This is a genomic window from Saccharicrinis sp. GN24d3, assembly GCF_052400645.1.
Taxonomy (GTDB): Bacteria; Bacteroidota; Bacteroidia; order Bacteroidales; family Marinilabiliaceae; genus Saccharicrinis.
Genome location: NZ_JBQTGI010000003.1, coordinates 412,708 through 429,119 on the forward strand (window position 1 = coordinate 412,708; position 16,412 = coordinate 429,119).

Consider the following 16,412-nt stretch of genomic DNA (forward strand, 5'->3'; position numbering starts at 1 on the left):
TTATGGTTTGCTAATTGTTGTTGTAACAATTTATGTTAGCCTTCGTAATAAAAACAAGTTTTGACAAAGTGTTATGCGCATGTCATTCGGTTTTGAAAGAATTGCATAATATGGATCTAACTGGTTAATCAATACCTATTATCAATAATTAGCTCGAAAAGCATTGAGTTATAACAAAAAATAGAAATATGGCTAACAAAAAGTACATATTTGATCCGGAGTCCTTGACCTACATCGCAGTAGATGTTTCGTTAAGGGCTAAAATGAAGAAATATTTACCCTATGTTTTGTCAGGTGCCTTGATTGGTATCATAGTTTTTGGGGTCATGGCTTTTGGGGGTTATGCAACACCTGTTGAAAAGTTGCAGGCTCGGCAAATAGAGAGTATGCAGAACAAATATGAACTGTTGTATGGAAGAATAGACGAAGCCAACGAAACTTTGCAGCGTTTGGCTGCCTTGGACGACAGTTTGTACAGGACGATGCTTGGCGAACACGCTTTGGATAGCCAGGTGAGGCAAGCCGGTACTGGAGGTACAAACAAATATGCGGATCTAGAGAATACCAGCACACCTGAAGAGGTGATCGCGTCGTTTAAAAAATTAGATGATATAGTGGCAAAGATGAATGTCCAGGAAGGATCGTATAAAGACCTGTTCAAAAAGAGCCTGGTGAATATGGATAGGTTGCAACGCCTGCCTGCCATCATACCGGTTGCCAACTGGGATTTAAAAAGGATAGGTTCAGGGTTCTCGCCGCATAGATATCATCCTATTTTAAAAAGATGGCGTCCTCACGAGGGAATCGACCTGATTGCCAATAGTGGCACTGATATTTATGCGTCAGCCGATGGCAAAGTCAAAACAGTTCGTTTTTCGGATAGTTTCGGAAAGATGGTCGTAATTGATCATGGGTATGGCCTGGAGACCTTGTATGCGCATATGAGCAAACAGAAGGTGAAGAGAGGCCAAAAGGTTAAAAGGGGAGAGGTAATCGGTAAAGTGGGAAGTACCGGCCTTTCAGGAGGCCCGCATCTGCATTACGAGGTGCACCTTAAAGGAAAAGAAGTGGATCCCGTTAAATATTTTTTCAGCGACCTTACACCGGATGAATATAAGGCTGTAGTGGCTCAGGCACAAAGCGTGGAGAATACAATGGAGTAAATTAGATACTTAGCTTTAGTTACAATTAGAAGGAAGGAACCCGTATCGGGTTCCTTCTTTTTTTTGAGTTAGGCACGTATCAAGCTATACAAAAGGCTAAAATAGAAACGGTATTGACTTGGCGATAAACTTTGCTTAAATTAACGCAAATAAATACTATAATACTTTTTAATTGATCAGTACTTATAAATATAGGTTTATGAAGAAGTTAAGGAAATATCATATTGGTATAATATTTTTATCGCTCCTTTTTATGTTGGGCTCATGTGATGAAGAAGAAGGTTCATTGGAGGAATTTATGACCAACGAACCCGGCACAATAACCGCAAAAATTGATGGCGAAAATTTTAAGTCGGCCGGTGTATTCCCCATCACGGTTGATTTGCATATCGATGAGGATTATAACCAATATGATCTTCAGATTGAAGGAGAAAGAGAATTGAACGGATTTGAAGAACGGATCATTATTTCTTTGTTCGGAACCGATTTCAGCTCCATAAAAGCTGGGGACGTGTTTGTGGGCGGCGCTGATTTAAATATGGGGCTTAAACGCTTCGATGGCGATTTTTTCCGAATAAGCAGAACCGAGGGCGATGATACCGACATTATCAGTGATTCGGAACAGGGGCCCGCTTCTATGGCAACCGTTACGAAAATAGACTTTGATAATAGATTAATCTCTGGGACATTCTCCTTTAAATCAATCGATATTTCAGATAACACTGTTTCTTTTCAAATAACTGATGGCGTTTTTACGGAAATAGGCTATTAGATAAACACAATCAAATTCAGTCAAAACACGGAAAAACCAATGTCCTCAATTTTAGCTTTTGCTATCAAAACAATGGAGAGGCAGCTTGGATAATTAAATCTATTTTGGCTTGCATCATCTTTTGAGTTGTCAAATAATTAATTTATTATTGTGTTTATCTTATTATATCTCGTTTAAATCATTCATGAGTTTATGGAAAAAGTTGACAACTCCTTACTGACAGCTTCGGTAATGCCTGATAAAAATGGCTTTTTTGGTGAGTTCGGAGGCCGTTTTGTGCCACCTATGCTGGAGCCGATTATGCAGGAAATAACCGAAGCTTACGAAAAAATTAAAGATGACACCATTTTTATTGAAGAACTTCGATATTTACAAAAACATTACACAGGTCGTCCGTCCCCGTTATTTCACGCCAAAAACCTTTCCGATAAGTTAGGGGGGGCACAAATCTATCTTAAAAGGGAAGACCTAAACCACACAGGGGCGCATAAAATTAACCATTGTTTAGGAGAAGCACTTTTGGCCAAAAGAATGGGCAAAAAAAAGATCATTGCCGAAACTGGTGCTGGACAGCATGGTGTTGCCCTGGCAACGGCAGCGGCCCTCGTTGGTTTAGAGTGTGATATTTACATGGGAGAGGTGGATATAGAAAAGGAGCATCCTAATGTGGTACGAATGGGCATATTAGGGGCTAAAGTTATTCCCGCGACACATGGGTTAAAAACATTAAAAGAGGCTGTTGATGCTGCTTTCGAAGCTTATTTAAAAGATCCTGTTAACCAGTTGTATGCTATCGGTTCGGTCGTAGGCCCGCATCCATTCCCCATGATGGTTCGCGATTTCCAGTCGATAGTTGGCGTTGAGGCCAAAGAACAAATGATGGAAGAAGCAGGGAAACTGCCAGATAACTTAATTGCTTGTGTGGGCGGTGGCTCCAATGCGATAGGTCTTTTTTCTGCTTTTCTTGAGGATCAGGAAGTTAATATTTATGGGGTGGAACCGGCAGGGACTAGCTTTAAAACAGGCGATCATGCGGCTACTTTAACACTAGGTAAGCCGGGAATGATCCATGGGTTTAAATGTTATTTGTTGCAGGACGATAAGGGAGAACCTGCCCCGGTAAATACCGTGGCCAGTGGACTGGATTATCCCGGTGTCGGACCTCAGCATAGTTATTTGAAAGATATCAACCGTGTTAAGTACGAAAGCATAACAGACAAAGAGGCTATTGATGCCTTTTTTGCGTTATCCCGCCTGGAAGGAATAATTCCGGCATTGGAAAGCTCACATGCCGTGGCGCAAGCCATGAAATTAGCACCACAACTGTCAAAAGAAAAAACCATATTGGTAAACCTGTCCGGAAGAGGGGATAAGGATATTGATTATGTGGTTGAAAAATTTGGAAAGGAATATGGCTTGTAAAAGTCGTGTGTCCCCTAAAAAATCCGATGCTTTTTGTATCGGATTTTTTATTGCTGTTGAAACAAAAGTTATGGACTAAAGGTTACTTGTAAGTAACTATTAAATTGAACACCATGAACAACACCTATAGAACATTACTATCTGCTATTGTAATTGCCGTATTAACGCTAGGGGTTAATGCCCAGACTTCCTTTTATGACTTCAAAGTCAAAACCCTGGAAGGGGAAGAATTTTCATTGTCTCAATTGAAAGGTAAAAAAGTGTTGGTGGTGAATACCGCTTCTAAATGTGGGTTGACTGGACAATATGAGCAACTGGAAGCTGTTTATAAAAAATACGGGGGGGATGATTTTGTGATTATTGGATTCCCCGCCAATAATTTTATGAAACAAGAACCCGGAACTGCGGAAGAAATCAGAGCTTTTTGTACAAAAAATTACGGGGTTACTTTTCCTATGATGGCAAAAATATCTGTTAAAGGCGACGATATGGCTCCCGTTTATCAGTGGTTAACGCAAAAAGAAAAAAATGGCCTAGAAGACAGCAGTGTAAAATGGAACTTTCAAAAGTATTTAATTGACGAAGAAGGGAATTTGGTAAAAGTAATATCACCCAGGACGAAGCCCGATGATGAAGAGATTTTAAATTGGATTGAAGGGAGAAGTTAAGTTATTTACTGGTTCTACTATTGAGTGAGAAGGTCGGTGCGCATGGCTACCGGCTTTTTTTGTGCAAAAGTATATTCGATTTCGATAATTATTCGCAAATTCGGGCATTAAAAATTAGTTTATGTCAAGATTAAGAGGTTTTGCCAGCGATAATAATTCGGGGGTTCATCCGGATATACTGCAAGCGATAGAAAAAGTAAACAGCGGCCACTCGGTTGGTTATGGTGATGATGAAGTTACCCGGAGAACCATTGTTAAATTTAAGGATATATTTGGGCAGGAAACCGAAGTTTTTTTTGTTTACAATGGAACGGGGGCCAATGTTATTGCTATCCAGGCCTTGGCTAGCCCGTATCATGCAGTTATCTGTCCCGAAACGGCACATGTTAATGTGGATGAGTGCGGGGCGCCGGAAAAGCATTCAGGATGTAAGCTCTTATCCATAAAAACGGATACGGGAAAGCTAACGGTGGAAGGTATAAAGTCGTACATGCATGGAATTGGTTTTGAGCATCATTCTCAACCTAAAATAGTAAGCATCACGCAGGCAACGGAGCTGGGCACCCTATATACTATTGAAGAGATAAAGGAAATTTCCGGTTATGTTCACCAAAACAATATGTATCTGCATATGGATGGAGCCAGAATTTCGAATGCAGCGGCTTCTTTAGGATGTACGTTTAAGGAAATGACGGTGGATGCCGGGGTGGACGTTTTGTCCCTTGGTGGAACCAAAAACGGATTGATGTTTGGCGAAGCGGTGCTGTTTTTTAATCAAAACACAGGAGCCGTTAAGTATATTCGCAAACAAACCGCACAGCTACATTCAAAAATGCGATATACTGCGGCGCAGTTTGAAGCGTTACTCGAAAATGATTTGTGGTATAAAAATGCAAGTCATGCCAATAAAATGGCCTCGAAATTAGCCAGTAAACTGCGAGATATTCCGCAAATAAAGATTACCCAAAAAGTTCAAAGTAACGGTGTTTTTGCCATTGTGCCTGATGAAATAATTGAACCGTTACAGCAAGAGTTTTTCTTTTACGTGTGGGATGCCGAAAGGTCGGAGGTCAGGTGGATGACCTCTTTTGACACGCAGGAGGAGGATATTGATGATTTTGTTGATTTGATTAAAGAAAAACTGGCTGTCTTGGCCTAAAATATCGCCATGGATAAATACGACTTCGAACTGGAATTCAAGGTAAGGGATTATGAGTGTGACCTGCAGGGGATAGTAAACAATTCGGTTTATCAGAACTATCTTGAACATACGCGACATGAGTTCCTGGAGACTGTAGGTTTAAATTTTACGGATTTGAACGACCGTGGAATCAAGGCAGTGGTGGCCAGGGCCGATCTTCAATATAAATATCCGTTGAAAAGTAACGACAGGTTTGTGGTCAAATTAAAATGTGAGCAAAAAGGGGTAAGGATTATGTTCTACCAAAATATATGTAGGTTACCCGATAATAAACTGTGTTTGAAAGGAACCATAACGACCACTACGTTAATCGACGGTAAATTGGGAATTTGCAATGAGGTTGTAGAAGCATTGGCAACAAACAGTTGTAAATAGATCAATGGCAAAGACGACTATCCTGACCTATCGTATGTAATGCAAATCAATCGCTTGTCCGGGATACGACATTTCTAACACGATAACTTCACCTTCCGCATAAGGGCCATGAATCTCTCTGGGCGACTTGCATAGTGGCCCGCTTTCGGCCATAGGTTATATAATCCCGTTTTTGATGGCATATTTTACCAAACCGGCACTGTTTTTCAGTTCCAGTTTAAAAAGGATATTTTTACGGTGAGTTTCAACGGTGTGCTTGCTCAGGTGCAGTTGGGTTGCTATTTGGGAGGTGGTTTGCTGTTCAGCGATCAGCCTAATAATTTCAATTTCTCTTGGTGATAGGAGAGGGTGAGCAGCGTCATTATCTTCCTGTAAAAGACTGGCCGACATCTTTGCATCTATATATGATTTACCTGCCTCCAGTGCTTCAAAGGCCTGTAAAATTTCGTGACTGCCCGAATCTTTTAATACATAGGCATTGACACCTGTTTGTAAAGTTTTTCTGATAAACTCTTTTTCTTTGTGCATCGATAATATCACAATTTTTAAATGGGGATATTTTTTTTTCAATATCGCCGCAGTCGTGATGCCATCTTTTCCACCCGGCATTTCAATGTCCAGAACCAGATAATCAGGTGCCCCTTTACTATGGATCAGTTTTAATACCTCCTCGCCGTTGGGCGCAGTTCCCAGCACTTCCATGCCATTGGATTCGGCCATGGATACCAATCCTTCCAAAAGTATATGGTGGTCGTCGGCGAATATTACAGTCCTGTTTTTCATGTTTTATGTTAGTTGTCACACATGTATGAACGCCATAAAGCTGAATCAATCTTTGATCTATCCCTCATCCATCTTGTGCAATCTACCCCTGAATTGGAATTGAGATGTTCACCAATGTACCTCTTCCCAGAAAGGAATCGATATTAAATTTGCCGTTTAATATTTTTATCCGGTACGAAATGCTACTCAGTCCATTTTTTAATTCCATATTTTTCGAATCAAAACCTATTCCGTCATCTTCCACTATCAGATTGATGTTCTTTTTATTGTTGGTCAGCTGAATATTGATGTTTTGCGCATTGGCATGTTTAATTGCGTTTTGCAGCACCTCCTGAAAAATTCTGAATATCTGTATCTCGCGCATTAAGTTTTGTCTGTTTTCATACCCAAACTCGGTAAATATAGTATGGTGCGAATATACTTCTTCCACTCTTTTTAGCTCGCTTTTGATGGCGGCAACCAGTCCCATCTTTTTAAGCGTACCAGGCATAATGTTATGTGCTATGCTTCTTACTTCCCGGCTTAGTTCATCCAAAAGATGTAAATCACGTTCTTCGGTTATTGCCGTTGTATTGGTCAGGTTAATTTTTAAGGATGCGATTAAGCTCCCCACACTATCATGAAGATCGGATGCGATGCGTTGTCGTTCCTCCTCCTGCGTTTCGGTAATTAAGCGTATGGCATCTTGTTGCAGTTTATTCTGTTGATGTTGTCTGTAGATAACAAAAACGAAAATGGAAAGTACAACCAACAACAAAACAATTCCCATTACAATACGAATTAATTTCTTTTGTGCTTGAATTTTGGCTTCGTGTTCGAGGTTGGCGTTTTTGAGGGCCAGTATCTCGTTTCCTTTTTTCTCCGAACGGTATTTGATTTCCAGTTCTGAGACGGCTTTTAAATTTTTATCGTTCACCAAACTATCGTGTAGGTTGATAAATTGGGTTCGTACTTCCAACGCTTTTTTATAGTTGCCCATGTTCTCATAGAGTACAGATAAGTTGTATAATCCATCTCTTTCTATATCGCGGTAATTTAACTCCCTGGATAGTTGTAGACCTTTTTGAAAATATTCCATGGCATCATGGTACCTTTCCAGTTTTGATAAGGCATGACCGACATTTTGATAGCCTATGGCCACAGATGCTTTGTCGTTGACAGCTTGAGCAATCTCCAATGCTTTTTTATAATGGATATAGGCATTGGTGTTGTCCAGCTTTCTCTCATATACCACGCCAAGGTTATTATATATTTTTGAGACTGACAATATGGATGAATCTTTTCCATAGGCATCCAAAGCGCTTTCAAACATAATGAGGGCACTGTCTGTTTTGTTTTGCATTCCATAAACCATTCCCAGGTTTGAAGAGGCTTTTGTAAAAAACTCCGTTTGACCAAACTCTTTTGATTGGTGGATGGCTTGATGAAGATATTTCTGCACTGTGCCCCAATTGCCCAAACGGATATGTACATTACTTAAGTCGATAAAGATCTTTGGTTTTAGGCTATCTAAACTAAAATCATCGCATAGTTTAAGCGCCTTGAGATGCCCGTCGATGGCTTTTTGATGATCGCCCGTGAAATAATGGGCTTGCCCCAAGATACCATAAAGATGAACCTTTTCAGCAGGCCATATATTTTCCGATAATTCCAATGCCAATTGGCCATGTTTAAAAGTGCTGTCGTATTGATGCCGGTTTAAATAAGATTGAGCCAACGTTGCATGTTGAATGTAACGGATAGAGTCTTGTTTCGTGTCATTGGTTATATTTTGCGCCGGCAGGTGTGTATTTATAAGAAAAGCGAACCCCAAAAATAGCAATAGCCACGATAAATAAATCGAAGAATTATTGGATTTGAAAGGCTTTTTTACGAAAGTCATGGAGATGAAATTAAACCGTTATCATACATCAAAACTAAAGATAAGTTATTTTTAATTACGATTCAAGTATTTTTTATATGTTAGATGTATAATAATGTTGTAATGAAAGAAATAATACCATCATTTGGATGCCGGGTTTTTCAAAGCATTGATTAAAACCTTTCTCAACTCATCGTCGGATTTAGCATTTAACCAATTCCGTTCAAAATTTTTACTGGTGGCTATTTCAACAATCCACGAAACTACGTGCAAATGATAATGCCATTCATCTTTGGTTTTGACAATAACAAAACCCGTATGTATGGGAGCGTCGGATTTTTGAAACGTGATTCCTTCCCTGTCTCTTACCAATAATATCAGTATATTGTTCCTTCCTTTAATATTCAATGTAACGCAGGCAATACCTGAGCGGATAATAGTTTCGGGTACTTTTTCGTGTTTTTTTAACTGTGCCAGTAATTTTACCGGACTAATTTTCAGTTTTTCCGATAGCAATTCGGCAACGGTCTCGGTTACTTTCTTTAATGAGGTTGATTTTTCGATATCTATCAAAGGGCAGTCCCTTATCATCCGGATAAACCGGTTATGTGTAATGTCGTCTCTCTCAATAAGTATCTTGCGTAATTCTTCGTCCAAATACCGGTCGGTTTGTTGAATACCGGTTAAGCGTTCAACGATGTGTAATATCGCATATTCGCGTTTAATTTTTCCTCGGGTGAAAAAAAAGTACCAAATAAGGGACAAAGCAACAAGGATACTCACAAATAAGATAGGCGTTGTTCCCATCTTAATAAATAACAGGCTATAACATATAATCCCGAATATCTGTATCCATGGATACAAAGGGGCGATATACTTTGGACGGTAATGACTAATGTTGCCTTCGCGCATAAAAATAACGGCCATATTGGATAGGATAAACAAAAAGAGCTCTAAAGCTGAAGCTGTTTTTACAAAACTGTCCAGGTCCAAAAACAGGATGACCGTAATCATAAATATTGTGGTAACTACAATAGAGACCCAAGGGGCGCCATTTTTAGAAATTATACTGAATGTTTTAGGCAAAAGGTTGTCCTTTCCCATTGCCAAAGGGTTTCGGGAAGCTGACATTAAACCTGCATTACCTGTGGAAACAAATGCCAAAATAGCTGCGATACTCATAATTACCAGTCCCAGTGTACCCATTATATAGTCTCCGCCCAGAGATATGGGCATAAGGGAAGTTTTTAGTTCATCCGGATCGAGTATGCCGACGGTCACAAAAACAACCAATATATAAAGAGCAGAAACAATAGCCCAGGAATAAAACATACCTAGCGGGATGTTTTTACTGGGATTCTTCACCTCACCGGCAATGGCTGCAATTTTTGATGTGCCCGAAAAGGATATAACGATAAAGCCTGCCGTTGTGAAAACAGGAACAATACCCATGGGTGTAAAAGGTATAAACCGGGTAAGATCAACTGAAAAGGCTCCTATGGTGACATAAGCAATAAGTAGCCCAATCAAGAATAAAACAATAATTCGCTGAAATTTACCGGCCATTTTAACGCCATTCAGATTAATGACCATAAAAAATAAGCAACAGGCCACACCGATGGTCTTAATTTCTGTTAAGCTGATATCGGGTTTAAACAGAATTACAAATATGCCAATGGCAATTAGTGAAAAAGCCGATTTGAAGGCCAATGATAACCAGGCAATAATTCCGGCCAGGGTACCCACTGCCGGACCCATGCTTCTATCTACAAAAAAGAATATGCCACCTGTTTTGGGCATGGCCGAAACAAGTTCTGATTTAGACAATATGGTTGGAATTAAAATTAAACTGCCAATGGCGTATGATAATATTATGGAAGCCCCTGTCTTGGCATAGGCGAGTGCAGGCAGCACAAAGAGTCCCGAACTGATCATAACCCCGGAGGAGATGCAGATCAAATCTAACAGACCCAGTTCCTTTTTTAGCTTTTTCTCTGCCATGATGTATTCCTTAATCGAGCTGTCATTTTCCGCACTTTTATAAGATACTAAAACATGTGATAATAAGCTAATTTTATTGAATGGCGATGCGCTCCGGTATGTTGTTGGTTACGGCGGTGTCGTATACAAATTAGTAGGTGCAATCTGCGCAGCCATAATTCAATACGCTTGCAAAAAAAAACTGATTTATACGTAGCCCCTAACTCGTAGTAAAAAAAATCAAATTCTGTTTTTTTTTCATTTAATTCTTGCACATTAATAAAATGTACTTAATTTTGTTCGTTAAAATACGAACGTAAATTAAGAAATGAGTTTTAAATTAGAGATAGAAACGGTAAAACAGCAGAAAATTGCCAGATATGCCAAAGCACTGGGACATCCGGTAAGGGTGTACGTGCTGGAATTGTTATCGAAACAGGCTTGTTGTTACAGTGGCGATTTAAGCGAGGAATTGACTATTGCCAAGTCAACTCTTTCGCAGCATCTAAAAGAGCTGAAGGATGCAGGTTTGATACAGGGGGAGATAGAAACGCCCAGAATTAAATATTGTATCAACAAGGAAAACTGGGCGGAAGCACAGCTATTATTCAAGGAATTTTTAAGGATTTAAAAAAAATTTGAAACACATGTTCGTTGTTTTACGAATAATAAAATTAAAATGAACCAACTCAACAACTCAACAAATAAATAACTCAACAAATAAACAGTAATTATGGATATTCAAGTATTGGGCACAGGATGTGCAAAGTGTAAAAGTCTGGAAAAGGTAACAAGAGAAGCCGTTGAACAATTAGGGATTGATGCAACCGTGACGAAAGTGGAGGACATCGTTAAAATCATGGAGTTTGGCGTGATGACCACCCCTGCTTTAGTGGTGGATGGTAAGGTTGTTTTAAAAGGCAGTGTTCCAAAGGTTGATAAGCTGAAAGAACTTTTGCAATAGAATTGGAATAGTTCGAAAACAAGGATCTGATAAACTGATAAAATAAAAAGGTTTCTTTTAAAAATATTTTGGACAGTCTTAGTTTATAATTTAATAATATTTTAACAAAATGATGACAACAAAAAATTTATTACAACTATTATCGATGGCAGTTTTAACTTTCGGTATTCAAAGCTGTACTTCAAGTTCTGCAAAGCAAACTGCACAAACAGAGACTAAATCATGTTGTGAGCAAACAGCAAAAGCTGACCAGGCATCTTGTTGCAGCGCTGAAAATACTCAGACTAAAAGCTGTTGTTCATCTTCCACACAGGTTGCAAAAGCTGATGTTCAGGCCTACTATTTTCATGCCACACGTCGCTGTGCCACTTGCCAAGCGGTGGAAAAAGTAACTGCCGAAACACTGAAGGCAAAATACGAAGGTAAAGTTTCTTTTGCGTCCATCAACAGGGAAGAGGAAAAAGATAACCCTTTACTGGCCAAATACAAAGTGAATGGACAAACCTTGATTTTGGTTAAAGGGGATGAGGTGGTAAATCTTACCAACGAGGCATTTATGAATGCCCGTACAAACCCTGAAAAATTGCAAGCCAAATTGGTTTCTACCATAGAAAGATTGCTGAATTGATACCAACATAATACTCGATTACGGTAATGTTTTTGACAAGAAAGCGTCAAAGACAAGGCGTAAAGGAGTAAGTTATGTTTAATATTACAAAGACATTTAAATGGAGATATTAAACAACATACTAGAGAACGCCCAAATTCCGATGGTATCCGCTTTTATACTCGGGTTAATGACAGCCATTAGCCCTTGTCCTATGGCTACAAATATTACGGCTATTGGTTTTATCGGCAAAGACATCGAGGATAAAAGAAGAGTATTCTTTAACGGGGTGATTTATACGCTGGGTCGCGGAATCACATATACCTTGCTGGGACTATTGTTTTTTCTGGGTGCCGGACAATTTAACCTAACAGGCTTGCTGCAGGAATGGGGCGAAAAAATTCTGGGACCGTTATTAATTATCATCGGGTTGTTTATGTTGGGGCTTATCAAAATAAAAATCCCGGGTATCACAGGCTTAACCAATAAAATGGAAGAGAATTCCAATAACGGTTTTTGGAGTGTCTTACTGTTGGGAATCGTTTTTGCATTGGCTTTTTGCCCATACAGCGGAGTGCTGTTTTTTGGGATGCTCATTCCTATGACCATAAGCAGTGTAAGCGGCCTCTATTTGCCGGTGGTGTTTGCTCTGGCCACCGGTATCCCCGTGATCCTATTTGCCTGGATATTGGCCTTTAGCGTGGGTTCGGTGGGCAGACTCTATAACGGAATGAAAAACTTCGAAGTCTGGTTCCGCAGAGTGGTTTCTGTTGTGTTTATTGGAGTGGGAGCGTATTACTCCGTTTTGTATTTTCTGTAATAGGTGTTGAAGTAAGGATATTTTAAGGACGGGGTGAACTATTTAGGCATTGAAAATATTCACCCCGTCACTTTTTTCTTAAATTTGTTAATGCTCGTTCCATTCATACATGCTTAATGGAGCAGGAAGTGTACCTGCATCGCAAAGTATGCATATTGAACAGTTATAAACAGTGGTGTATCGTTTGTATAGACCACCTGGAACTAAGGTGATTAACATGACTAAGAAAACAACAAATCAACAGCAAAAAGGGCAGGCAAATAAAAAAGCTGGCTCCAAATCAAAAACCGTAGACGAGAAACCCTTTCCCGTAGTTGGGTTAGGGGCATCGGCAGGTGGGCTTAACGCTTTAAAATCCTTTTTCTCCAATGTTTCCGAAAAAAGCGGTATGGCATATATCGTTGTGGTGCACATGTCCCCGACGAAACCCAGCATGCTGTCCGGTCTGTTGCAATATGTAACCCCGGTTCCGGTACAAGAAGCCCGGGACGGGCTATTAGTTGAACCAAACCATATTTATGTGATCTCACCCGGCAAGGATATCTCATTATTTAACAATAAGATTCACTTGCTCGATATCGTGAGTAAACATATTATTCACCCTATTGACCATTTTTTCAAATCCCTTGCCCTGGACAAGGGGTGTTATTCGGCTGCCGTTGTTTTATCGGGCACAGGCACAGACGGAACACTCGGACTGAAAGAAATAAAAGCCAATGAAGGACTGGTATTGGTGCAGAACAGGGAATCGGCCGAACACGATGGGATGCCCGTGAGTGCCTTCGACACCGGTATAACCGACATGGTGCTGAAGCCTGAAGAAATGCCGGGCAAACTCGTCGAATATTTTTCAAAACCTCAAGAAAGCACTGGATCAATAGAACCAATGGATAAGGTCCATCAAAAATGGCTGGACAAGATCTTCTCTATTTTACGGACCCGGGTTGGAATGGATTTTTCAACCTACAAACAAAACACTTTAATCAGGCGCATTAACCGGCGTATGAGCTTAAACCAAATAAGGTCGCACGAAAACTATGTTCGCTTCCTGCGCGAGAATTCAACCGAAATAGATGCCCTGTTCCGTGAACTGTTAATTGGGGTAACCAGCTTTTTCCGTGATGCCGGGAGTTATGATGCCCTTAAGGACAAAGTATTGCCCGATATTATTGGCGGGATTGGAAATGATGCAACTTTCAGGGTATGGATTCCCGGATGCTCCACCGGCGAAGAAGTCTATTCGCTGGCCATTATTTTGCACGAATTCCTGGAGAATATCCCCAAAAATATAGAATTGCAATTGTTTGGTACCGATATCGATGAATTTGCCATCAAAAAAGCCAGGGAAGGCACATACCCGCTAAGCATCGCCACGGAAATGAGTAAGGAACGCCTGGACCAATATTTTATTAAGGAAGGGGAATATTATCGCATCGGTAAGGTGATCAGAGAGTGCACTATTTTCTCGGTCCAGAATATCATCAAGGATCCGCCATTCTCACACTTGAATATGCTTTGCTGCCGTAACCTGCTTATCTACCTGAACACCGAGACGCAAAAAAAGCTGATGCCTTTATTCCACCACACGCTTAATCCAAATGGGATTTTGATGCTGGGGTCGTCAGAAACTATTGGGGGGTTTGGTTATCTATTTAAGGTAATGGATAAAAAATGGAAGATATTCAAAAGAAAGGAAATATCAAGCGCACAACGTCAGATTATAGATTTTCCGAGTGGAGGCATTTCAGATGGGGCTATTCAAAGGAAAGTCTCTTCGACCCGGGTGAAACCCAACATAAACTATAGCCAGTTGACCAAAAAACTTCTTTTGGACCAATTTTCCCCCACCGCAATTCTTATTGATGATAAAGGTGAAATAATACATGTTCAGGGTCGGACAGGTAAATATCTTGAAACACCCGGCGGGCCACCTACTCATAATATCCTGAATTTAGCAAGGGAAGGGTTGAAAATTGAGCTTTTCACCGCCCTGCGCGCTTCTAAAACCTCGGGGAAACAGGAAACCAGAAAACGGATTCCGGTTAAAACCGACGGCGGCGTGCAGATCATTGATTTGCATATATGTCCGATGAAGGCACCCAATGAATTAACCGGATATTTCCTGGTGGTTTTAAATGATATCGAAATCAAGTCAACTCCTGTTGATTCAAAAAAAGATTCAAAGGAATTTTCTTCAAAAGATTCATCAAGGATCGCGGAACTAGAGGCAGAACTGCTAAATACCCGTGAAAACCACCAAGCCACCATTGAAGAGTTAGAGTCTTCCAACGAAGAATTAAAATCCACCAACGAAGAGCTGCAGTCGACCAATGAGGAACTGCAATCCACCAATGAGGAACTGGAATCGTCCAAGGAAGAGCTTCAATCCTTAAATGAAGAATTGCAGACGGTCAACAGCGAACTTCAAGGCAAATTAGAGGAACTATCGGCAGCGCACGATGATATGCACAACCTGTTAAACAGTACTAAAATTGCTACCATTTTTGTAGACAACCAATTGAACCTGCGGCGATTTACTTCGGAGGCCAGATCCATTATCAACCTAATCCCGACAGATAATGGGCGGCCTTTAAATCATGTTGTAAGCAACCTGGTTTACGATAAACTAATAACAGACTGCGAGGATGTTTTAAAAAGCTTAATCCCTAAAGATGTTGAGGTACAAACCAATAATGGGGAATGGTATAAAATGCGCATATTGCCCTTTCGCACTATTGATGACCGGATTGATGGCCTGGTTTTAACTTTTTCATCCATCGATCTTCAGAAAAAAGCCCAGGAAGTGATTATTACCCATGCGATGGATTTAACGCGTTTAATTTTCGATATGAACAATGAGCCCATGGCCGTTCTTGATAAAGATGGCAATATGGTTATTGCCAATACCGCCATGTCGTCCGCAATTGAAGTGATTCAAAAAACCGTTACCGGAACGAATATTTTTTCCGCCTTGGGTATCAAAACAGGTGATTCTGAATTGAAATCAAAACTGGATAATGCACTCAAGAAAGCAGAGGGATTTTCAATCGGAGATTTCGTGTTCGCCAATCAAAAAGAAAAACAACATTACATCCTTGAGGCCAGTACAATAAATGTGGAACCTGATTTCCCTTATCGAATCCTATTGCGATTTATACGGCAAGAATAACGATCATAAAAAAACCGGAACAAAACCAATAATCCTGAACACACCGTAACCTACAATGCCGGAAAACCCAAGGTGTTCATATGTTAAAACCATACCGCGTAGCGGTTATGGCATTGTAGGTTACGGCATTGTAGAACAATGTTACGTTTTGAAACGATACCGCGTAGCGGTTAAGGCATTGTAGGGTTACGGATTTGTAAAAAAACGTTCATGTGTTAAAACCATACCGCGTGGCGGTTATGGCATTGTAGAACAATGTTACGTTTTGAAACCATACCGCGTGGCGGTTACGGCATTGTAGGGTTACGGATTTGTAAAAAAATGTTCATGTTTTGAAACCATACCGCGTGGCGGTTATGGCATTATAGAACAATGTTACGTTTTGAAACCATACCGCGTAGCGGTTACGGCATTGTAGAACAATGTTACGTTTTGAAACCATACCGCGTGGCGGTTATGGCATTGTAGAAAAATGTTACGTTTTAAAACGATACCGCGTGGCGGTTACGGCATTGTAGGGTTACGGATTTGTAAAAAAAATGTTCATGTTTTGAAACCATACCGCGTGGCGGTTATGGCATTGTAGAAAAATGTTACGTTTTAAAACGATACCGCGTGGCGGTTACG

15 protein-coding genes are annotated in these 16,412 nt (G+C 40.3%); 11 read left to right on the forward strand and 4 right to left on the reverse strand.

Annotated elements, in window-relative coordinates; genetic code table 11:
* Nucleotides 1-188: 188 nt before the first annotated feature.
* From ACT29I_RS05935 to ACT29I_RS05960, 6 genes are all read left to right on the forward strand, one after another.
* Nucleotides 189-1,163 (forward strand): M23 family metallopeptidase, encoded by a 975-nt coding sequence (locus ACT29I_RS05935; protein ID WP_444792924.1) that lies wholly within the window; start codon nt 189-191, stop codon nt 1,161-1,163.
* 199 nt (nt 1,164-1,362) lie between these two features.
* On the forward strand, nt 1,363-1,935 hold the full coding sequence (locus ACT29I_RS05940) for a hypothetical protein (RefSeq protein ID WP_444792925.1): 573 nt from the start codon (nt 1,363-1,365) through the stop codon (nt 1,933-1,935).
* Nucleotides 1,936-2,127: 192 nt separating this feature from the next.
* The gene (gene trpB, locus ACT29I_RS05945) at nt 2,128-3,357 is read left to right on the forward strand and encodes a tryptophan synthase subunit beta (RefSeq protein WP_444792926.1); all 1,230 of its coding nucleotides are present in this window, start codon (nt 2,128-2,130) and stop codon (nt 3,355-3,357) included.
* A gap of 113 nt (nt 3,358-3,470) precedes the next feature.
* A complete protein-coding gene (locus ACT29I_RS05950) occupies nt 3,471-4,025 on the forward strand; it encodes a glutathione peroxidase (RefSeq protein ID WP_444792927.1) in 555 nt (184 codons plus the stop codon).
* A 121-nt stretch (nt 4,026-4,146) separates the two neighbouring features.
* On the forward strand, nt 4,147-5,184 hold the full coding sequence (locus ACT29I_RS05955; protein WP_444792928.1) for a threonine aldolase family protein: 1,038 nt from the start codon (nt 4,147-4,149) through the stop codon (nt 5,182-5,184).
* Between the two features lie 9 nt (nt 5,185-5,193).
* The gene (locus tag ACT29I_RS05960) at nt 5,194-5,601 is read left to right on the forward strand and encodes an acyl-CoA thioesterase (RefSeq protein ID WP_430931304.1); all 408 of its coding nucleotides are present in this window, start codon (nt 5,194-5,196) and stop codon (nt 5,599-5,601) included.
* 27 nt (nt 5,602-5,628) lie between these two features.
* Here the strand turns inward: ACT29I_RS05960 and ACT29I_RS05965 are convergent, their stop codons facing one another.
* The 4 genes from ACT29I_RS05965 to ACT29I_RS05980 all read right to left on the reverse strand — a co-directional run bounded on the left by ACT29I_RS05965 (nt 5,629) and on the right by ACT29I_RS05980 (nt 10,246).
* A complete protein-coding gene (locus ACT29I_RS05965) occupies nt 5,629-5,754 on the reverse strand; it encodes a hypothetical protein (protein ID WP_430931305.1) in 126 nt (41 codons plus the stop codon).
* A gap of 3 nt (nt 5,755-5,757) precedes the next feature.
* Nucleotides 5,758-6,384, reverse strand: coding sequence for a response regulator (locus ACT29I_RS05970; RefSeq protein WP_444792929.1), 627 nt, complete (start codon nt 6,382-6,384; stop codon nt 5,758-5,760).
* 82 nt (nt 6,385-6,466) lie between these two features.
* Entirely contained in the window at nt 6,467-8,266 is a 1,800-nt protein-coding gene (locus tag ACT29I_RS05975; protein WP_444792930.1) for an ATP-binding protein, read from the reverse strand.
* Between the two features lie 120 nt (nt 8,267-8,386).
* Nucleotides 8,387-10,246 (reverse strand): amino acid permease, encoded by a 1,860-nt coding sequence (locus ACT29I_RS05980; protein ID WP_430931308.1) that lies wholly within the window; start codon nt 10,244-10,246, stop codon nt 8,387-8,389.
* 307 nt (nt 10,247-10,553) lie between these two features.
* Here ACT29I_RS05980 and ACT29I_RS05985 point away from each other — a divergent pair, with 307 nt between their 5' ends.
* The 5 genes from ACT29I_RS05985 (at nt 10,554) to ACT29I_RS06005 (ending at nt 15,785) form a co-directional block, all read left to right on the forward strand.
* Complete coding sequence (locus tag ACT29I_RS05985; protein ID WP_430931309.1) at nt 10,554-10,856, forward strand: ArsR/SmtB family transcription factor; 303 nt, start codon at nt 10,554-10,556, stop codon at nt 10,854-10,856.
* A 102-nt stretch (nt 10,857-10,958) separates the two neighbouring features.
* Entirely contained in the window at nt 10,959-11,189 is a 231-nt protein-coding gene (locus ACT29I_RS05990; protein WP_430931310.1) for a thioredoxin family protein, read from the forward strand.
* A 109-nt stretch (nt 11,190-11,298) separates the two neighbouring features.
* Nucleotides 11,299-11,817: a nitrophenyl compound nitroreductase subunit ArsF family protein gene (locus tag ACT29I_RS05995; protein WP_430931311.1), complete on the forward strand. Its 519-nt coding sequence runs from the start codon at nt 11,299-11,301 to the stop codon at nt 11,815-11,817.
* A gap of 100 nt (nt 11,818-11,917) precedes the next feature.
* Entirely contained in the window at nt 11,918-12,616 is a 699-nt protein-coding gene (locus tag ACT29I_RS06000; protein WP_430931312.1) for an aromatic aminobenezylarsenical efflux permease ArsG family transporter, read from the forward strand.
* Nucleotides 12,617-12,833: 217 nt separating this feature from the next.
* Entirely contained in the window at nt 12,834-15,785 is a 2,952-nt protein-coding gene (locus ACT29I_RS06005; protein ID WP_430931313.1) for a chemotaxis protein CheB, read from the forward strand.
* The last annotated feature ends 627 nt before the right edge of the window (nt 15,786-16,412 follow it).